This is a genomic window from Vogesella sp. AC12, assembly GCF_024437575.1.
In the GTDB taxonomy this organism is placed as follows: Bacteria; Pseudomonadota; Gammaproteobacteria; order Burkholderiales; family Chromobacteriaceae; genus Vogesella; species Vogesella indigofera.
Genome location: NZ_JANFNU010000002.1, coordinates 437,648 through 456,430, shown reverse-complemented (window position 1 = coordinate 456,430; position 18,783 = coordinate 437,648). Strand labels below are relative to the sequence as shown.

17 protein-coding genes are annotated in these 18,783 nt (G+C 63.2%); 10 read left to right on the top strand and 7 right to left on the bottom strand.

The genetic code is table 11. The features are described 5' to 3' along the window. Window positions 1–47 precede the first annotated feature (47 nt). The gene (locus NOM55_RS06040; RefSeq protein ID WP_255907872.1) at window positions 48–1,841 is read left to right on the top strand and encodes a GGDEF domain-containing protein; all 1,794 of its coding nucleotides are present in this window, start codon (window positions 48–50) and stop codon (window positions 1,839–1,841) included. A 132-nt stretch (window positions 1,842–1,973) separates the two neighbouring features. Here NOM55_RS06040 and NOM55_RS06035 read toward each other — a convergent pair whose 3' ends face one another. Next, the gene (locus NOM55_RS06035) at window positions 1,974–2,852 is read right to left on the bottom strand and encodes a LysR family transcriptional regulator (RefSeq protein WP_255907921.1); all 879 of its coding nucleotides are present in this window, start codon (window positions 2,850–2,852) and stop codon (window positions 1,974–1,976) included. Between the two features lie 176 nt (window positions 2,853–3,028). Between NOM55_RS06035 and aceB the strand changes: the two genes are divergently transcribed. From aceB to NOM55_RS05990, 9 genes are all read left to right on the top strand, one after another. Then, the gene (gene aceB / locus NOM55_RS06030; protein ID WP_255907871.1) at window positions 3,029–4,624 is read left to right on the top strand and encodes a malate synthase A; all 1,596 of its coding nucleotides are present in this window, start codon (window positions 3,029–3,031) and stop codon (window positions 4,622–4,624) included. A 219-nt stretch (window positions 4,625–4,843) separates the two neighbouring features. Continuing rightward, on the top strand, window positions 4,844–5,812 hold the full coding sequence (locus NOM55_RS06025; RefSeq protein WP_255907870.1) for an ABC transporter substrate-binding protein: 969 nt from the start codon (window positions 4,844–4,846) through the stop codon (window positions 5,810–5,812). Between the two features lie 108 nt (window positions 5,813–5,920). Further along, window positions 5,921–6,820 carry an ABC transporter permease gene (locus NOM55_RS06020; protein ID WP_255907869.1) on the top strand — a complete coding sequence of 300 codons (900 nt, stop codon included), beginning with the start codon at window positions 5,921–5,923 and terminating at the stop codon, window positions 6,818–6,820. Continuing rightward, on the top strand, window positions 6,820–7,614 hold the full coding sequence (locus NOM55_RS06015) for an ABC transporter ATP-binding protein (protein WP_047967335.1): 795 nt from the start codon (window positions 6,820–6,822) through the stop codon (window positions 7,612–7,614). Before NOM55_RS06020 ends, NOM55_RS06015 begins: the two co-directional genes overlap by 1 nt. Before the next feature lie 166 nt (window positions 7,615–7,780). Beyond that, complete coding sequence (locus tag NOM55_RS06010) at window positions 7,781–8,488, top strand: SIMPL domain-containing protein (protein WP_047967334.1); 708 nt, start codon at window positions 7,781–7,783, stop codon at window positions 8,486–8,488. Window positions 8,489–8,593: 105 nt separating this feature from the next. Further along, entirely contained in the window at window positions 8,594–9,202 is a 609-nt protein-coding gene (locus NOM55_RS06005; protein WP_255907868.1) for a glutathione S-transferase, read from the top strand. Window positions 9,203–9,439: 237 nt separating this feature from the next. After that, complete coding sequence (locus NOM55_RS06000; RefSeq protein ID WP_047967332.1) at window positions 9,440–9,631, top strand: hypothetical protein; 192 nt, start codon at window positions 9,440–9,442, stop codon at window positions 9,629–9,631. A 321-nt stretch (window positions 9,632–9,952) separates the two neighbouring features. Continuing rightward, window positions 9,953–10,210 carry a translation initiation factor IF-1 gene (gene infA, locus NOM55_RS05995; RefSeq protein WP_047967331.1) on the top strand — a complete coding sequence of 86 codons (258 nt, stop codon included), beginning with the start codon at window positions 9,953–9,955 and terminating at the stop codon, window positions 10,208–10,210. A gap of 25 nt (window positions 10,211–10,235) precedes the next feature. After that, the gene (locus NOM55_RS05990; protein WP_047967330.1) at window positions 10,236–10,418 is read left to right on the top strand and encodes a hypothetical protein; all 183 of its coding nucleotides are present in this window, start codon (window positions 10,236–10,238) and stop codon (window positions 10,416–10,418) included. 136 nt (window positions 10,419–10,554) lie between these two features. Here NOM55_RS05990 and htpG read toward each other — a convergent pair whose 3' ends face one another. The 6 genes from htpG to NOM55_RS05960 form a co-directional block, all read right to left on the bottom strand. Next, entirely contained in the window at window positions 10,555–12,459 is a 1,905-nt protein-coding gene (gene htpG, locus NOM55_RS05985; protein ID WP_255907867.1) for a molecular chaperone HtpG, read from the bottom strand. Between the two features lie 146 nt (window positions 12,460–12,605). Continuing rightward, window positions 12,606–13,556: a 4-hydroxy-3-methylbut-2-enyl diphosphate reductase gene (gene ispH, locus NOM55_RS05980; RefSeq protein WP_255907866.1), complete on the bottom strand. Its 951-nt coding sequence runs from the start codon at window positions 13,554–13,556 to the stop codon at window positions 12,606–12,608. 55 nt (window positions 13,557–13,611) lie between these two features. Then, the gene (gene lspA / locus NOM55_RS05975; protein WP_082133727.1) at window positions 13,612–14,151 is read right to left on the bottom strand and encodes a signal peptidase II; all 540 of its coding nucleotides are present in this window, start codon (window positions 14,149–14,151) and stop codon (window positions 13,612–13,614) included. Continuing rightward, window positions 14,120–16,900 carry an isoleucine--tRNA ligase gene (ileS, locus tag NOM55_RS05970; RefSeq protein ID WP_255907865.1) on the bottom strand — a complete coding sequence of 927 codons (2,781 nt, stop codon included), beginning with the start codon at window positions 16,898–16,900 and terminating at the stop codon, window positions 14,120–14,122. Before ileS ends, lspA begins: the two co-directional genes overlap by 32 nt. Beyond that, window positions 16,897–17,832: a bifunctional riboflavin kinase/FAD synthetase gene (locus NOM55_RS05965; protein ID WP_047967326.1), complete on the bottom strand. Its 936-nt coding sequence runs from the start codon at window positions 17,830–17,832 to the stop codon at window positions 16,897–16,899. The genes ileS and NOM55_RS05965 overlap by 4 nt, the downstream gene beginning before the upstream one ends. 122 nt (window positions 17,833–17,954) lie before the next feature. Continuing rightward, entirely contained in the window at window positions 17,955–18,593 is a 639-nt protein-coding gene (locus NOM55_RS05960) for an OmpA family protein (protein WP_255907864.1), read from the bottom strand. Window positions 18,594–18,783 lie beyond the last annotated feature (190 nt).

Genomic DNA, 18,783 nt, shown 5'->3' with positions numbered 1-18,783 from the left:
CTCAAAAAAACATAATGGCTGCTCATAAAAGCTCCAGGGTCTGGTCCATGACGACGCACAATCCAATCGACACCGCGCGCGAGACGCTGAAACAGCTGACGCTGCGCAAACTCCTCCCGACACCGGACAATTTCGAACGCGTTTACAGCGAAATCATGGGTGTGCCCGCCGAGGCCCGCAGCAACAAGCTGGCCGACCTGCTGCTGCGCGCCTACGAGAGCCTGCCGGCGGAAGAAGCCAGCAGCAAGATTGCCATCGCCAAGCTGCGCCGTGCCATCGACGATGAAAAATGGGAGCTGGTGCCACAGCTGACGCTGGAACTGGCCGAACTCAACGGCCGCAACCGCCAGCTGGCGCAAAACTGGGGCAGCCTGATCCAGGACCTGATGAAAGCCTGGGAAATCCGCAATCCGGCCCTGAGCCAGAACTACAAGCAGTCGGCACTGGAACGGGTGCTGCTGTCCTTCGGCAACACCCCGGACGAACTCAACGAAAAGCTGCACAACTTGGTGAAAAGCTGGCTGCAGCCGGCAGCCGGCCAGGCCGCGCAAGCGGACGCCGACACCACGCTCGCCAGCAGCGCGCCGGTACCAGGTCCGGCAGCCGCAGCCGCCGAGACGGACGACGGCGACCGCTGCCAGGTGTGGAAGGATGTCTTCGACTACACCCTCAAGTTCGGCATCGAGCCGCGACTGGTACACTATCCGGAACTGTCGCAGCACTTCAGCGACACCCGCAACGCGCTGGGCAGCATCCACAACAGCCACGATGTCGACAATTTCTTCCCGCAGCTGCGCAGCTTCCTGATCCGCCTCGAGCTGCAGTCGCAGGACGACGAACGGCTGGTCACCGGCCTGTCCAACCTGATGCAGCTGATGCTGCAGAATGTCGCCGAGCTGAACCAGTCCGACAGCTATCTGGTCGGCCAGATCAGCGGCCTGCAACAGATCCTGGCGCAGCCGAACATCTCGATCCAGCACATCTACCAGCTGGAAGCCAGCCTCAAGGAAGTGATCCACAAGCAGGGCACGCTGAAACACTCGCTGGACGAGGCCACCAGCTCGCTGCGCGCGCTGCTGGACACCTTCCTCGACAAGCTGTCATTGATGAGCAGCAGCACCGGCGACTTCCAGCAACGCCTGCACAGCCACAGCGAGAGCATCCGCGGCACCCAGGACGTCAACCAGCTGAACGACATCCTGCAACTGCTGCTGAGCGATACCGCCAACATGCAGACCAATCTCAGCGAATCGCACGGCGAACTGCTGGCGGCCCGCAACGAGGTGCACAGCGCGCAGCAGCGCATCAGCGAGCTGGAACACGCGCTGGAAGCGGCCAGCGCCAAGATCAAGGAAGACCAGCTCACCGGCGCCTACAACCGTCGCGGTCTGGAAGAACACTTCGAGCGCGAGATCAGTCGCGCCAAGCGCAGCGGCCAGCCGCTGTCGGTGGCGCTGATCGACGTCGACAACTTCAAGCAGCTGAACGACCGTTACGGCCACCTGACCGGTGACGATGTGCTGAAGTATCTGGTGGAGCTGATGCACCGCTCGATGCGCAGCTCGGACATCGTCGCCCGCTTCGGCGGCGAGGAGTTCGTGGTGCTGCTGCCGGATACCGGCATCAACGAGGCGGTCGAGCTGGTTCAGCGCCTGCAGCGCGAGCTGACCAAGAACTTCTACCTCGCCAACCAGGACCGGCTGGTGGTGACCTTCAGCGCCGGTGTCGCGCTGTGGCACCTCGGCGAGTGCGATACCGACGTGATCGAACGTGCCGACAGCGCCATGTACCGCGCCAAGCTGGCCGGCAAGAACCGCACCCTGTCGGCGGAAACCCCCTAGCCCTGCCCGGCGGGCGGCCGCGCCAGCGCCTGCCGCCTGCCTGTCCACTCCCCGTCGCGCCCAGGCGCTACCATCGAATACGCCCCACAATCGCAAACAAGCTGCCCCAAGGTTGGCCGCAAGCCCGCCCAGCTAGTCCCAGTAGCCGGGGCTGCTGTAGCAGGCCTTCAGGTGGTCGATGAACAGCCGTACCCGTCCGGGCAGGAAGCGCCGCTGCGGTACCACCGCGTACACCGGATAATCCGGCGACGAAAAGCGCTCCAGCACCGTCACCAGCCGGCCATCGGACAGGTCATCCTTCACCTCCCATAGCGAACGCCACGCCAGCCCCAACCCGGCCAGCGCCCAGTCGTGCAGCACCGCCCCGTCATTGCACTCCAGCACGCCGCGCACGCGCAGGTTGAGCAGCTCGCCGTCGACCTTGAAGCTCCAGCCGCGGCTCTGGCTCTCGCCCAGCGACAGGCAGTTGTGGCCGGCCAGGTCTTCCAGCGTGCGCGGGATGCCGTGCCGCGCCAGATAGGCCGGCGCCGCCACCACCACGCGGCGGTTTTCCGCCAGCCGCACCGCCACCAGCGAGGAATCGGCGAGATCGGAAATGCGGATGGCGCAGTCGATGCGGTCGCGCGCCAGATCCACCAGCCGGTCGGACAGGTCCAGCGTGACGCGCAGATCGGGATGCGCCTGCTGGAAGGAGGCGATGTGCGGGGCGACGTGGCGGCGGCCAAAACCGGCCGGCGCCGACAGCCGCAGGTGGCCACGGGCACGACCGCTGCCGGAGGCCACCGCCGCCTCGGCCTCGGCCAGCTCGGCCAGGATGCGCTGGCAATCCTCGAAAAAGGCAGTGCCCTCCTGCGTCAGCGTCACGCTGCGCGTGGTGCGCACCAGCAGCTTGACCCCCAGCCGCTCTTCCAGCGCATCCAGCCGCCGCCCGATCATCGCCGCCACCACCCCCTCCTGTCGCGCCGCCGCCGACAGGCTGCCCAGATTGACCACCGCGACAAAGGTTTCCATCTGCTTCAGCACCGGGCATTACCTCACAAAAAGTAAAATATGTTTCGCGATATTACCGGATTTTCCCACACTGCCACATGCTAAACTGCACCGCAGAGCAAGCAGTTGCTAAGCAAGATCGCAAATAAAAACAGAAACTTGCCGTCACCACCCGACAAGCACAGGAGAGAACAGCCATGACGCAGGCACTGCCGCAAGGCGTGGACATCAACGCCCCGGTCACCAGCGCGTTTGCCAGCATCCTTACCCCCGAGGCGCTGGCCTTTGTCGCCGCATTGCACCGCCGCTTCGAGCCGCAACGCCGCGAGCTGATGCTGCGCCGCCAGCAGCGCCAGGCCAGCCTCGATGCCGGCGCGCTGCCCGACTTCCTGCCGGAAACCGCCGCCATCCGCCAAGGCGCGTGGCAGATCGCGCCGCTACCGGCCGATCTGCACGACCGCCGCGTCGAAATTACCGGCCCCGCAGAGCGCAAGGTGATGATCAATGCGCTGAACTCCGGCGCCAGCGTGTTCATGGTCGATTTCGAGGATGCGCAATGCCCGAGCTGGGACAACCAGCTGCAGGGGCAGATCAACCTGCGCGACGCCTGGCGCAGGACGCTGGCTTACCACGGCCACGACGGCCGCCACTACCGCCTCAATGACGACATCGCCACGCTGATGGTGCGCCCGCGCGGCTGGCACCTGCCGGAAAAACACCTGCTGGTCGACGGCCAGATGGTCAACGGCGGCCTGTTCGATTTCGCGCTGTCGTACTTTCATAGTGCCGCCGACCTGCACAAGGTTGGCCGCGCGCCGTACTACTACCTGCCGAAGCTGGAATCGCACCTCGAGGCACGGCTGTGGAACGACATCTTTGTCGCGGCACAGCAGCTGCTGCAGCTGCCGCGCGGCAGCATCAAGGCCACCGCGATGATCGAGAATATCCTCGCCGCCTTCGAGATGGACGAAATCCTGTACGAACTGCGAGAGCACAGCGCCGGTCTCAATGCCGGGCGCTGGGACTACATCTTCAGCTGCATCAAGCACTTCCGCCACAACCGCGAGTTCTGTCTTGCCGACCGCGAGCGCATCACCATGCGCGTGCCCTTCATGCGCTCCTATACCCTGCAGCTGATCAAGACCTGCCACCAGCGCGGCGCGCCGGCCATTGGCGGCATGTCGGCGCTGATCCCGATCAAGCACGACCCCAGCAGCAACGAGCTGGCGCTGGCCGAAATCCGCGCCGAAAAGGAACGCGACGCGCGCGACGGCTACGACGGCGGCTGGGTCGCCCACCCCGCGCTGGTGCCGCTGGCACACGAGGCCTTCCGCAGCGTGCTGGGCAGTGCCATCCACCAGTGGCAGCGCCAGCGCGACGACGTGCTGATCACCGCCGCCGACCTGCTCAACTTCCAGCCGGAAACGCCGATCACCGAGCACGGCCTGCGCAACAACATCAATGTCGGCATCCAGTATCTCGGCGCCTGGTTCAGCGGCAACGGCTGCGTGCCGATCCACAACCTGCTGGAAGAGGCCGCCACCGCCGAGATCGCCCGTTCGCAGATCTGGCAGTGGATACGCAGCCCGAAAGGCGTGCTGGACGACGGCCGCAAGGTGACGCTGGGCCTGTTCCGCGACCTGGCCGCCGACGAGATCAACAAGCTGCGCGCCGAGTACGGTAGCCGCTGGCGCCGCCAGTTCGAGGACGCAGCGCAGCTGTTCGACCTGCTGATCAGCAGCGACGAGTTCATCGACTTCCTGACCCTGCCCGGCAACGAATATCTGGACTGAGCCACCGCCCTGCCCATTTTGATAGCAAACAGCGCCCAGGCCCCGTTATGGGGCCTTTTCATTTCGCAATGCACCAAGTGATGGCAGATTGCTTCTCATGGATACAATATTTGAAATATTATTGCTTTGCACAAACTGAAATGCGCGGGGTTTTGCAATATCATTGCGCGAAAGCTGCATTACCAAGTCAACAATACCATCCGGAACAAAGGTATCGCCATGATGAACTTCCCTCGCCGCACCGTCCTGGCCGCGCTGCTGGCCGCCAGCCTCAGCCCGTTCGCCACTGCCGCCGACATGAAATCCGTCGCCGTCACCGCCATTGTGGATCACCCGGCGCTGGATGCCGCGCGCAAGGGCGTGGAAGACGAACTGAAGGCGGCCGGCTTCGAGGCCGGCAAGCAGATCAAGTACCAGTACCAGAGCGCACAGGGCAACCCGGCCACCGCCGCGCAGATCGCCCGCAAGTTCATCGGTGACGGTCCGGACGTGATCGTGGCCATCGCCACCCCGAGCGCGCAGGCCGCCGTCGCCGGCACCCGCAGCATTCCGGTGGTGTTCACCGCGGTCACCGACCCGGTCGCCGCCAAGCTGGTGAAAAGCTGGAAAGCCGGCAACGGCAACGTCACCGGCGTGTCCGACATGCTGAAGCTGTCGTCGCAGGTTGACCTGATCAGCAAGGTGAAGCCGGGCGCCAAGCGCGTCGGCATGGTGTACAGCCCGGGTGAAGTGAACTCGGTGATCGTGGCCAAGGAGCTGAAGGCCGAGCTGGCCAAACGCGGCATGACGCTGGTGGAAGCCCCTGCGGCACGCACCGTGGACGTGGCCCCGGCCGCCAAGAGCCTGATCGGCAAGGTCGACGTGATCTACACCAGCACCGACAACAACGTGGTGTCGACCTACGAGTCGCTGGTTGGCGTGGCGCAGCAGGCCAAGATCCCGCTGGTGGCCGCCGATACCGATTCGGTGAAGCGTGGTGCCACCGCGGCGCTGGGCCAGAACTACTACGACATCGGCCGCCAGACCGGCAAGCTGGTGGTGCGCATCCTGAAAGGCGAGAAGCCGGCAACCATCGCGCCGCAGGTCGGCGAGAAGCTGTCGCTGACGCTGAACCAGGGCGCGGCGCAGAAACAGGGCGTCACCCTGTCGCCGGCGCTGCTGAAGGAAGCCAAGGAAATCATCAAGTAATGCCAACGTTGGCCGCAGCCACCGTTGCGGCCAACCTTGTTCACCCCGCGCTCCGCGATGCCCGATTACCGATTGGCGCACAGGAGCGCTTGTTATTGCAGGTAAGCCATGACCCCTATCGCGTTGATGGGTGCCCTGGAAATCGGTCTGATCTTTGCGCTGGTGGCGCTGGGCGTGCTGATTTCCTTCCGCATCCTTGATTTCCCCGACCTCACCGCCGACGGCAGCTTCCCGCTGGGCGGCGCCGTCGCCGCCACCCTGATCGCCGGCGGCCACGACCCGTGGCTGGCTTGCGGCTTCGGCGCGCTGGCCGGTGCCGTGTCCGGCCTGGTCACCGCCTGGCTGCACGTGCGCCTCAACATCCTGCAGCTGCTGGCCAGCATCCTGGTGATGATCGCGCTGTACTCGATCAACCTGCGCATCATGGGCGCGCCCAACATGCCGCTGATCGGCTCGCCGACGGTGTTCGCCCCGTTCATCGGCGAGGCGCTGGAAAACAGCTGGCTGGTGCAGCCGGCGGTACTGGCGGTGATCATCGTCGCCGCCAAGATCGCGCTGGACCTGTTCTTTGCCTCGCAGACCGGCCTCGCGATGCGCGCCACCGGCGCCAACCCGCGCATGGCCCGCGCCCAGGGCGTGGCCACCGAGCGCATGGTGCTGTCCGGCATGGCGCTGTCAAATGCGCTGATCGCGCTGGCCGGCGCACTATACGTGCAGACCCAGGGCGGCGCCGACGTGTCGATGGGCGTCGGCACCATCGTGGTCGGCCTTGCCGCGGTGATCATTGGCGAAACCCTGCTGCCGTCGCGCAAGCTGTGGGTGATCACGCTGGCCACCATCATCGGCGCGCTGCTGTACCGCCTGCTGATCGCGGTGGCGCTGAACGCCGACTTCATCGGCCTGCAAGCACAGGACCTGAACCTGATCACCGCGCTGCTGGTCGGCTTTGCGCTGGTATTGCCGAAACTGAAAGCGAAATTTTCCCGCAAGGCCGGAGGAAAGCACTGATGCTGCGCGCCGACAATCTGTTCAAGACCTTCAACCCCGGCACCCCGATCGAGAATCCGGTGCTGCGCGGCCTGTCGCTGACCATCGAATCCGGCCAGTTCGTGACCGTGATCGGCAGCAACGGCGCCGGCAAATCCACGCTGCTGAATGCCATCTCCGGCGACCTGTTCGTCGACCGCGGCAGCCTGCACATCGACGAGCAGGACGTCACCCGCGTGCCGGCCTGGCAACGCGCCGGCATGGTGGCGCGCGTATTCCAGGACCCGATGGCCGGTACCTGCGAAGGCCTCAGCATCGAGGAAAACATGGCGCTGGCGTGGCACCGTGGCCGTAGCCGCGGCTTTGGCCGCGCCATCCGCGCCGAGCAGCGCGAGCTGTTCCGCGACAAGCTGGCGATGCTGAAGCTGGGGCTGGAAAACCGCCTCGCCGACCGCATCGACCTGCTCTCCGGCGGCCAGCGCCAGGCGGTCAGCCTGCTGATGGCCTCGCTGCAGCCGTCGCGCATCCTGCTGCTGGACGAGCACACTGCGGCGCTGGACCCGAAAACCGCCGCCTTCGTGCTGGAGCTGACTGACCGCATCGTGCAGGAGAACAAGCTCACCGCGATGATGGTCACCCACTCCATGCGCCAGGCACTGGATCATGGCCACCGCACCGTGATGCTGCATCAGGGCCGCGTGGTGCTGGATGTCAGCGGTGACGAGCGCAAGCAGATGCAGGTCAGCGACCTGCTGGCGATGTTCGAGAAGACCCGCGGCGAACAGATCGACGACGACGCGCTGCTGCTGGGCTGAAACCGGCAAGCGCACCCGACAGCACGGCCTACGGGCCGTGCTTTTTCATGCCCGCTCGCCCGCCGCGCGACAGCGTTACATTCAACGGCCATAATTAGCCGGTACGATTGCAACCATCACGCATCGCCACAGTCACAGCGCTGTTTTCACCGCGAAAGGTCCCATCATGTCCCTGTTCCTGCGTTCTTCCCGTCCCTTGCTGCTCGGCGTCACCCTGCTGCTGAGCCAGCTGGCACCGGCCCAGGCGGCCGAGCCCGCCACCGTCCTCAACCTCAGCGCCAGCGCCCAGCGCGAGTTGCCGAATGACCAGCTGAACGCGACGCTGTACATCCAGGAACGGCAGCCACAGGCGGCGCAGCTGGCCGACAAGCTGAACCGCGCCCTCAACCGCGCCAAGGCCGATGCCGCCGGCTATCCGAAGGTGACCATCAGCAGCGGCAACTACAATAGCTGGCCCAGCTACGACAAGAACGGCAAGATCAATGGCTGGCAGGGCCGCGCCGACATCCGCCTGCACAGCCGCGACTTTACCGCTGCCGCCGAGCTGATCGCGCAGCTGCAGAAATACATGCTGCTGGAAGGGGTGCAGTTCAGCGTCGCCGACAGCACGCGCAAGGCCACCGAGCAGACGCTGATTCCGGAAGCGATTGCCCTGCTGCAGCACCAGGCCACCGCCGCCGGCAAGGCACTGGGCAAGCCGCAACAGCAGGTGCGCGAGCTGACCATCGGCGAAAGCCAGCCGAACATGCCGCCGCTGATGATGCGCGCCAAGGCGATGACGGCCGATGCGGTGGCCGAGGTGACCACGCCGGAATGGCAACCGGGTAAAAGCACCATCCAGCTCAATGTCAGCGGCCGTATCGAGCTGCAATAAGGCCCGGCCCGGCAACGGCGCGATTGACGCTCATCCCGCCGTTGCTGATACTGCGCTTACAATATCGCACTCCCGCGAAACAAGCCGCCAAGCACACACACCATCATGAAACTGATTGCCTCACTGACCAGCCCGTTTGCCCGCAAGGTGCGCGTGGTGCTGGCCGAGAAAAAGATCGACTGTCCGCTGGAACTGGACCTGCCCTGGGAGGCCGGCAGCCGGGTCGCCGAGTTCAACCCGCTGGGCAAGGTGCCGGTATTGCTGTTGGACGACGGCAGCGCGCTGTTTGATTCCCGCGTCATCGTCGAGTATCTGGACAGCATTTCCCCGGTGGCACGGCTGTTTCCACAGGAACGCCGCCAGCTGATCGAAGCCCGCCGCTGGGAGGCGCTGGCCGATGGCATCTGCGATGCCGCCGCCAATATCGTGATCGAGCAGCGCCGCCCGCCGGCACTGCAAAGCGCCGACTGGATCAACCGCCAGCACGACAAGGTCATCCGCGGCCTGGCTGCCCTGGCGCACGACCTCGGCGAGCGCAACTGGTGCTGCGCCGACAGCTACGGTATTGCCGACATCAGCGTCGGTTGCTGCCTGGGTTACCTCGACTTCCGCTTTGCCGATCTCGACTGGCGCACGCTGCATCCGAATCTGGCCGGCCTGGCGCTGCGCCTGCAGCAGCGCGCCAGCTTCAGCGATACGCTGCCACCGGCATAGAGCCTGTTCACGATCTCGCGAGCTAGAGCGAGACAAGGCGAAAACGGCTGAGGAAGCGGAGTTGACATGGGGTCAATGAGCATTCCGAAGCCGTTTTCAACGCGGTATCGCCGAAGCGCAGCAGATCGTGAATAGGCTCTAAGCAGCTTGTGCCATGCAGCATGGTAATTCGGGCAATACGGTCTAAGCTTATATCAGGCATGCGCTGTCGCCTGTTATCCAGCAAGGAGAATCATCATGCGGTTGGAACAAATGAAACGCATCGCGGACATGATCGGCCTGAAGAAAAAGTCCCGTGAAGCAGTCTGCCTGATGGAGATCGACGGCATGACCGGTTATGCCGCCTCGCGCCAACTCGATATCAGTCTCTCTACCGTTTCACGCGCGCATGCGCGCTTTCGCAGTGCAATGAAGCAGCTATCCAGCTAAAGCCAGTCCGTCAAAAGCGGCCGGATGCCAGCACGGCATCCGCCTGCTTTTTAGCTGGCCTGCGATCGCTGACTGGGGCTTGTCGTCCTGTGGCACGAAAAAACTGACAAATCATGGATTTAGCGGTATAGTACTGTCTGTTTCCGTCTTGCTGGCACAGTTTTCGTACTGCTGCCGTCTGTTTTTGCCTGCCCTGCCCTACCTCGCAGGCGACACTCCCCAACACGGTTTCACATTTCTTTCCCGTTCATGCTGCTTATGAACGGGCCTTGGTGCATGGTCTGATGACCGGGCACGGAACCAGCTACCCGAAAGAATACAATGTCTAAAGAAGATATGATCGAACTGCAAGGTGTCGTTACCGAAATGCTGCCTGAATCGCGCTTTCGTGTACTGCTGGACAACGGCGTGGAAATCCTCGCCTACGGCTCCGGCAAAATGCGCATGCACCGCATCCGCGTGCTGATGGGCGACCGCGTCACCGTAGAAATGTCACCGTATGATTTGAGCAAGGGACGGATCAACTTCCGCCACCCGACAGCGCGTCCGGAAGGTGCTCCGCAGCACTACCGCCGCTGATATTGAGAATTGAACAAGGAATTTAATGAAAATCCAGGAATTGCAACCAGGTGATCGCATCACCGAACAACGTCTTGACCACACTGTTGCCTACGAAGTCATTGCCATCCGCCAGGTTGGCCGCCGCTTCATGGTGACTTTCAACTCGGCACTGGGATTGTCCAGTGCACACTATCAGGGCGATGCCTACATCGCCGCGGCTCGCTAAGCGCGCCGACTGCCACACGCTGCCAACGCAGCACCCACTACCGGATGGCCCCCCAATAAAAAACCGCCCTGCCACTGGGCAGGACGGTTTGTAACGGGCAAGCCACTGCGGCCAACGTTGGCCGCAATGCTCCGGGTCAGACAGACAACTCCAGCATCAGCTTGTTGATCCGCTTCACGAAGGTGGCCGGGTCTTCCAGTTTGCCACCTTCCGCCAGCAATGCCTGATCGTACAACACGTGTGCCAGGTCTTCGCGGCGGCTGTCGTCGCTTTCCGCCGCCAGACGCTTGACCAGCACGTGTTCCGGATTGATCTCCAGTGTCGGCTTGCTGCCTTCCGGCACCGGCTGGCCGGCGGCTTTCAGCATGCGCTCCAGATGCGCGCTCATTTCGTGCTCGCCTACCACCAGGCAGGCCGGGCTGTCGGTCAGCCGCGCGGTGGCACGCACGTCTTTCACGCGCTCGCCCAGCGCCTTCTGCACCAGCTCTACTACCGGCTTGGCGGCTTCTTCCACCTGCTTCTGCGCTTCCTTGTCGGCGTCGTCTTCCAGCGCGCCCAGATCCAGTGCCCCCTTGGCCACCGACTGCAGCTGCTTGCCGTCGAACTCGGTCAGCGAACCGGTCACCCACTCGTCGACACGGTCGGTGAGCAGCAGCACTTCCACGCCCTTCTTCTTGAACACTTCCAGGTGCGGGCTGTTGCGCGCCGCGGACAGGCTGTCGGCGGTGATGAAGTAGATCTTGTCCTGGCCTTCCTTCATGCGGCCAACGTAGTCGGCCAGCGACACGGTGGGCACGTCGCCTTCCGATGCGGTGGACACGAAGCGCAGCAGCTTGGCGATGCGCTCCTTGTTGCCGAAGTCCTCGCCCACACCCTCTTTCAGCACCTGGCCGAATTCCTTCCAGAACGCGGCGTACTTGTCCTGCTCGTTGGCGGCGAGGTCGTCCAGCAGGCCCAGTACCTTCTTCACGCAGCCGGCGCGGATGGCGTCGATGTCTTTCGATTCCTGCAGGATCTCGCGCGATACGTTCAGCGGCAGATCGTTGCTGTCGATCACGCCACGCACGAAGCGCAGGTACTGCGGCATCAGCTTGTTGCTGTCTTCCATGATGAACACGCGGCGCACGTACAGCTTCACACCCTGCTTGCGGTCGCGGTCCCACATGTCGAACGGCGCGCGCGACGGGATGTACAGCAGCTCGGTGTACTCCTGGCGGCCCTCGACGCGGGCATGGCTCCATGCCAGCGGCTCGGTGAAGTCGTGAGCAACGTGTTTGTAGAATTCCTGATACTGCTCTTCGGTAATGTCGTTCTTGCTGCGGGTCCACAGCGCGGAGGCTTCGTTGACGGTCTCGAACTCGTCGCTGACGATCACTTCACCGTTTTCGCCATAGCTGTTGCCCTTCTTCATCTCGATCGGGATCGAGATGTGGTCGGAATAGGTGCGCACGATGCGCTTCAGCGACCAGTCATTGAGGAAATCGTCGTTACCATCCTTCAGATGCAGCACGATCTCGGTGCCGCGGCCAGCTTTCTCCACCTGCTCCAGGGTGAAGTCGCCTTCACCGGCCGACTCCCAGCGCACGCCTTCGCTGGCGGCAGCGCCGGCGCGACGGGTGGTCAGCGTCACCTTGTCGGCGACGATGAAGGCGGAGTAGAAGCCAACACCGAACTGGCCGATCAGGTTGGCGTCCTTCTTGGCGTCGCCCGACAGCTGCTCGAAGAAGGCCTTGGTGCCGGACTTGGCGATGGTACCGATGTTGGCGATCACCTCGTCGCGGCTCATGCCGATGCCGTTGTCGGCGATGGTGATGGTCTTGGCATCCTTGTCGACGCTGATGCGGATTTTCAGCTCGGGATCATTCTCGAACAGGGCGGCATTGTTCAGCCCCTCGAAACGCAGCTTGTCGGCCGCATCGCTGGCGTTGGACACCAGCTCACGCAGGAAGATTTCCTTGTTGGAGTACAAGGAATGGATCATCAGTTTCAGCAGCTGTTTGACTTCGGTCTGAAAACCCAGGGTTTCTTTCTGTGCGCTCATGGCTATGTCTGAATGAAGAGTTGATAACAGAGGACAAGATGGCGGCAGGCGCAGATTCTTCAAGAGCCGGCCGGCGCGACCGGTCGCGGCCATGAAAAAACCCGGCTCCTGTCGGTGGCCGGGTTGCGGGTGGGCGGATGCGCGCGTCAGGCGCTGGCGCCGTCCTTTTTCTCGCGCAGGCCGGGCGGCAGCGCGAACACGATGCTCTCTTCCACCCCGTTCAGCTCGCTGACGCTGGTGGCGCCAAACAGGCGGATCTGCTCGATCACCGCCTGCACCAGCACCTCCGGCGCGCTGGCGCCGGCGGTGACGCCGACACGCTGCTTGCCGTCGAACCACGCCTGCTGCAGCAGGGTGGCGTTGTCGACCATGTAGGCGGTCACGCCGCGCAAGGCCGCCACTTCGCGCAGGCGGTTGGAGTTGGAGCTGTTCGGCGAACCGACCACGATCACGATGTCGCACTCGTCGGACAACAGCTTCACCGCATCCTGGCGATTCTGCGTGGCGTAGCAGATGTCGTCCTTCTTCGGACTGGTGATCTGCGGGAAGCGCGCCTTCAGCGCGTTGATGATGTCGCGGGTCTCGTCCACCGACAGCGTGGTCTGGCTGACATAGGACAGCCGCGACTCGTCCGGCAGCTGCAGCGTGGCGACATCGTCGACCGTTTCCACCAGGTACATGCCGTGCTCGACCTGGCCCATGGTGCCCTCCACCTCGGGGTGGCCCTTGTGGCCGATCATGATGATGCTCATGCCGGCCTGGTGCATGCGCTTGACCTCGACGTGCACCTTGGTCACCAGCGGACAGGTGGCGTCATACACCGTCAGGCCGCGGGCTTCCGCCTCCTGGCGCACCGATTGCGGCACGCCGTGCGCCGAGTAGATCAGGGTGGCGCCGGGCGGCACGTCCTGCAGCTCCTCGATGAAGATGGCGCCCTTGTCGCGCAGGTTGTCGACCACGAAGCGGTTATGCACCACCTCGTGGCGGACATAGATCGGGGCGCCGTAGATTTCCAGCGCGCGCTCGACGATGGCGATGGCACGGTCGACGCCGGCGCAGAAACCGCGCGGGTTGGCCAGCATGATGGTCTTCGTCATCGGATATCCTTCAGTAGCTAAAAGGTTGGCCGCAAGGCTGCGGCCAACGTTGTCGTCATGGTTGCGGGTGGCGGAAGCTGTCGATCACCATCAGCACGGCACCGACACAGATGAAGCTGTCAGCGAGGTTGAACGCCGGGTAGTACCAGCTGTTGTAGTAGTGCACCTGGATGAAATCGATGACGTGGCCGTGCAGCAGTCGGTCGATCACATTGCCCAGTGCGCCACCGATGATGAACGACGCCGCCAGGCTCATCACCGTGCTGAAGCGCCCTTTCACCATCTGCCAGCCCAGCCAGCCGGAGACGGCGAAGGCCAGCGCGGTGAAGAAGAACTTCTGCCAGCCGCCGGCGTCGGCGAGGAAGCTGAACGCCGCCCCCGGGTTGTACAGCAGGGTGAAGCCGAAATAACCCGGGATCACCGCGCGGTACTCGCCGAACTGGTAGGTGGTATTGAAATGGATCTTGCTGAGCTGGTCGATCACGATGATCAGCAGCGCCAACAGGAACCACTTCAGGCTGTCACGCAGGGCCGTGGCCGGCCCTGCCGTTTGCAGTTCGACATCAGGCGTGGACACGGGCCTCACCTTTACCATCAATGTTGTCGACGCAGCGGCCGCAGACATTGCCGTGGCCGGCATGGCTGCCGACGTCGCTGCGGTAGTGCCAGCAACGGTCACACTTGGCATGCGCCGACGGCGTGACAGTGATGCTCAGCGCAGTGCCTTCGCTGACGCTGATGCGCGATACCATCAGCACGAACTTGAGATCGTCGCCGAGGCTGGCCAAGAGAGGGAACAGCACTTCGTCGGCCACGACATCGACCTCGGCCTGTAGCGCGGAGCCGAGCTGCTCGGCACTGCGCAGCGCCTCGATATCCTTGTTCAGCTGCGCGCGGAAGGCGCGGATGGCCTGCCACTTGCCGACCAGGTCCGCTTCCTGCTGTTCGCCGGTGAGCGGGAATTCGTGCCACACGTGGAACAGCGGCGATTCCTCGTCGCTGCCGACCAGCACTTCCCACGCCTCGTCGGCGGTGAAGCACAGGATCGGCGACACCAGCAGCAGCAGGCTGCGGGTGATGTGGTACAGCGCGGTCTGCGCACTGCGGCGCGCGTGGCTGCCCGCCTGGGTGGTGTACAGGCGGTCCTTGAGGATGTCGAGGTAGAAGGCGCCCAGATCCTCGGAGCAGTAGTTGACGATTTCCTGCACCGCGTGGTGGAAGGCGTAGCGCGGATACAGCTCACCGGTCACCTTTTCCTGCATTTCCTTGGCCATCAGCAGCGCGTAGCGATCGATCTCCAGCAGGTTGCCGAACGGTACCGCGTGCTCCATCGGATCGAAGTCCGACAGGTTGGCCAGCAGGAAGCGGAAGGTATTACGCAGGCGGCGGTAGCTCTCGGTGACGCGCTTGAGGATCTCGTCGGAGATCGCCAGCTCGCCGGAGTAGTCGGTGGACGCCACCCACAGGCGCAGGATGTCGGCGCCCAGGCTGTCGTTGACCTTCTGCGGCGCCACCACGTTGCCCTTGGACTTGGACATCTTCAGGCCCTTGCCGTCGACCACGAAGCCGTGGGTCAGCAATTGCTGGTACGGCGCGCGGCCGATGGTGGCGCAGCCGGTGAGCAAGGACGACTGGAACCAGCCGCGATGCTGGTCGGAGCCTTCCAGGTACAGGTCGGCCGGCCACGCCAGCTCCGGACGCTGTTTCAGCACCGCGAAGTGGGTGGAACCGGAGTCGAACCACACGTCGAGGGTGTCGCTCAGCTTGCGGTAGTTGGCCGCATCGTCGCCCAGCAGTTCGGCGGCATCGAGGCTGAACCAGCCTTCGATACCCTGCTGCTCGATGCGCAATGCCACCTGCTCCAGCAGCGCGGCGGAATCCGGATGCAGCTCGCCACTTTCCTTGTGCACGAAGAAGGTCATCGGCACGCCCCAGTTACGCTGGCGCGATACGCACCAGTCCGGGCGGTTGCTGATCATCGCTTCCAGACGGGCACGACCCCAGGCCGGGAAGAATTCGGTGCTGTCCACCGCGTGCTTAGCGCGCTCGCGCAGCACTTCGCTATCCTTGCCGGACTTGTCCATGCCGATGAACCACTGCGCGGTGGCGCGGAAGATGATCGGCGTCTTGTGACGCCAGCAGTGCGGGTAGCTGTGCAGCAGTTTTTCCTGGTGGATCAGCGCGCCCTGCTCGACCAGTGTCTCGATCACTTTCGGATTGGCCTCCCACACCGACAGGCCGGCGTACAGCTCGGTGGTGGACTTGTAGCGGCCGTTGTCTGCCACCGGGTTGTCCACCGGGATGCCGTACTGCTGGCCGACCTGGAAGTCTTCCAGACCGTGCGCCGGTGCGGTGTGCACCAGGCCGGTACCGGCGTCGGTGGTGACGTGCTCGCCGCAGATGATCGGCACCTGACGGTCGTAGAACGGGTGCTGCAAACGGATCAGTTCCAGCTTGTCGCCGCTGGTTTCCGCCAGCATGGTGCCGTCCACGCCGTAGCGTTTGAGGGTCACTTCAGCCAGGTCCTTGGCCAGGATCAGCTTGCCCTTGGCGGTGTCCAGCAGCTGGTACACCAGCTTGGCATTGACCGACACCGCCTGGTTGGCCGGCAGCGTCCACGGCGTGGTGGTCCAGATCACGGCCTGCGCGTCATCGACACTGCCCGCCAGGCCGAAGGCTGCGGCCAACTTGTCGCCTTCCAGCACCTTGAAACCGACATCGATCGCCGGCGAGGTCTTGTCTTCGTACTCAACTTCCGCCTCGGCCAGCGCCGAGCCGCACTCGATGCACCAGTGCACCGGCTTCTCGCCCTTGAACAGGTAGCCGTTCTCGTAAATCTTGCCGAGGGTGCGCACGATGTCGGCCTCGGTCTTGAAATCCATGGTCAGGTACGGGTTGTCCCAGTCACCCAGCACGCCCAGACGGATGAAGTCCTTCTTCTGGCGCGCGATCTGCTCGTGCGCGTATTCGCGGCACAGTTCGCGGAACTTGGCGGCAGGAATGTCCTTGCCGTGCAGTTTTTCCACCATCAGCTCGATCGGCAGGCCGTGGCAATCCCAGCCCGGCACGTACGGCGCGTCGAAGCCGGACAGCGTCTTGGAGCGGACGATGATGTCCTTCAGCACCTTGTTGACGGCATGGCCGATATGGATATCGCCGTTGGCGTACGGTGGGCCGTCGTGCAGGATGAACTTGGGACGGCCGGCAGCGACTTTACGCAGTTTCTGGTAGCGCTGCTGTTCGGTCCAGCGCTTGAGCCAAGCGGGTTCACGTTTGGCCAGATCACCCCGCATCGGGAACGGGGTATCCAGCAGGTTTACGGTCTTGCGATAGTCGATGCTCATGCCTGATCTCGTTGCAAACTGGTCAAATAGGTCTTGGCGCTGGCGGCGTCGCGTTCAATCTGCGCCACCAGCTCGTTCAAATCATCATAACGCGCTTCATCGCGCAATTTTTTCAGAAAGTGCACCGAAACACGCTGGCCATACAGATCACCGTGAAAATCGAACAAATGCACTTCCAGCTTGTAGTGCTGGCTGTCAGTGACCGTCGGGTTCTTGCCGAGGCTGGCCACACCGCCGAGACGCCCCTGCGGCGTATCGACTTCCACCACGAACACCCCCTGCAGCGCCGGTCGCAGATGCGGCAGGTGCACGTTGGCGGTCGGGAAGCCGATGGTGCGACCCAGCTTCTGGCCGTGCATCACCTTGCCACTGATCTGGTACGGCCGCCCCAGCAAGGTGGCCGCACGTTGCAGGTCGCCGGCGGCCAGGGTATCGCGCACCAGGGTACTGGAAGCGCGCTCGCCGGCCACCAGCACCGACGGCATCGCTTCGGTGACGAAATCGGGACAGGCGCTGAGCAGCTCGAAATTGCCCTTGCGGTCGGCACCGAACTGGAAATCATCGCCGATCAGCAGATAACGGGTCTGCAATTGCTGCAGCAACACCTCGCGCATGAACAACTCGGCCGGCATACGCGAAAAGGCGTGGTTGAAACGGTAGACAAACACATAGTCGACCCGTTCTTCTTCCGCCAGGAATTGCAGCTTGTCGCGCAGCACCGACAGCCGCGCCGGCGGCTGGCTGCGGGCAAAGAACTCGCGCGGGTGCGGCTCGAAAGTCAGCAGCGCGGTGGGCAGGCCACGGGCGGCAGCCTCGTGCCGCAAGCGGGCCAGCATCTTCTGATGGCCGAGGTGGACACCGTCGAAATTACCGATGGTCAGCGCACAGGGCAACAAATCATGGCGACGCGGGTCGCCCAGAAACGCTCGCATGGGCAGTCGTGCTCGAAAAGAAACAAACAGTGATTTTAACCAGCCACCCTGAGCCGCGCCAGCCCAAAGCCAAAAAACAAAAGCCCCGGCAGGAGCCGGGGCTTTCTGGCAAGAAGCGAGACTTACATCTTCACTTCTTTGGCAGTTTCTACAGTCACTTCGAAGCGACGATCAGGCTCCAGGCAGGCGATACGCTGGGTGCGAACCTTGATCTTCGAGCACTGCTCGGTCAGCTTGGCTTGCGATTCGCCAGCGCCGGAAGCGGTGATCTTCTCGGCAGGGATGCCGCCGGCAACCAGGTAGTCCTTCACGGCGTTGGCACGACGCTCGGACAGTTTCTGGTTGTAGGCTTCGGCGCCCATGTAGTCAGTGTGGCCAACGATGGCAACCGACTTCAGGTACTTGTCGCCCTTCAGTTCCGCAACCACGCCGTCCAGCGCTGCGTTGCCGGAAGTGATCACGGTCTTGTCGAAGGCGAACAGGCCGGCAGCCGACAGGGTGAAGGACTTGATCTGGGAAACCACGGCAGGAGCCGGAGCAACTGGCGCTACAGCAACCGGCTTCGGAGCTTCCTTGTCGCCGCACTCAACCAGGCCGTCAGTTGCCTTGTTGAAGTAGCCGTCTTTCCAGCATTCGCCGTAGGCGTTGCGAGCCACGTTGTCCAGCGCGCCGTCAGTCGCGTAGCCGGCCTTGGCAGCGAAAGCGCCGCTGGACAGCATCATGGCAACAACCAGTGCGCTCAGTTTGATCGATTTATTCATAGCATTTCCTCTTTGTTGGATAAGTCTACCAGCTTCGCAAAACTGCTCGTGACAAGCACAGCACGTCAAGCTTTAAGACAAACGCGAAATTCATCCGTTGCCAGATAGTTGGAGTGACTATAGGTAGTCGATCACCACCATGTCAACTTTAGCTCAATGGAATGCGACAAAAAAAGCAACACAAAAGCGG

Bases quoted from the DNA above. Each gene is read 5' to 3' on its own strand.
- NOM55_RS06040 (WP_255907872.1), top strand. From the start codon at position 48: ATGACGACGCACAATCCAATCGACACCGCGCGCGAGACGCTGAAACAG.
- NOM55_RS06035 (WP_255907921.1), bottom strand. From the start codon at position 2,852: ATGGAAACCTTTGTCGCGGTGGTCAATCTGGGCAGCCTGTCGGCGGCG.
- aceB (WP_255907871.1), top strand. From the start codon at position 3,029: ATGACGCAGGCACTGCCGCAAGGCGTGGACATCAACGCCCCGGTCACC.
- NOM55_RS06025 (WP_255907870.1), top strand. From the start codon at position 4,844: ATGATGAACTTCCCTCGCCGCACCGTCCTGGCCGCGCTGCTGGCCGCC.
- NOM55_RS06020 (WP_255907869.1), top strand. From the start codon at position 5,921: ATGACCCCTATCGCGTTGATGGGTGCCCTGGAAATCGGTCTGATCTTT.
- NOM55_RS06015 (WP_047967335.1), top strand. From the start codon at position 6,820: ATGCTGCGCGCCGACAATCTGTTCAAGACCTTCAACCCCGGCACCCCG.
- NOM55_RS06010 (WP_047967334.1), top strand. From the start codon at position 7,781: ATGTCCCTGTTCCTGCGTTCTTCCCGTCCCTTGCTGCTCGGCGTCACC.
- NOM55_RS06005 (WP_255907868.1), top strand. From the start codon at position 8,594: ATGAAACTGATTGCCTCACTGACCAGCCCGTTTGCCCGCAAGGTGCGC.
- NOM55_RS06000 (WP_047967332.1), top strand. From the start codon at position 9,440: ATGCGGTTGGAACAAATGAAACGCATCGCGGACATGATCGGCCTGAAG.
- infA (WP_047967331.1), top strand. From the start codon at position 9,953: ATGTCTAAAGAAGATATGATCGAACTGCAAGGTGTCGTTACCGAAATG.
- NOM55_RS05990 (WP_047967330.1), top strand. From the start codon at position 10,236: ATGAAAATCCAGGAATTGCAACCAGGTGATCGCATCACCGAACAACGT.
- htpG (WP_255907867.1), bottom strand. From the start codon at position 12,459: ATGAGCGCACAGAAAGAAACCCTGGGTTTTCAGACCGAAGTCAAACAG.
- ispH (WP_255907866.1), bottom strand. From the start codon at position 13,556: ATGACGAAGACCATCATGCTGGCCAACCCGCGCGGTTTCTGCGCCGGC.
- lspA (WP_082133727.1), bottom strand. From the start codon at position 14,151: ATGGTAAAGGTGAGGCCCGTGTCCACGCCTGATGTCGAACTGCAAACG.
- ileS (WP_255907865.1), bottom strand. From the start codon at position 16,900: ATGAGCATCGACTATCGCAAGACCGTAAACCTGCTGGATACCCCGTTC.
- NOM55_RS05965 (WP_047967326.1), bottom strand. From the start codon at position 17,832: ATGCGAGCGTTTCTGGGCGACCCGCGTCGCCATGATTTGTTGCCCTGT.
- NOM55_RS05960 (WP_255907864.1), bottom strand. From the start codon at position 18,593: ATGAATAAATCGATCAAACTGAGCGCACTGGTTGTTGCCATGATGCTG.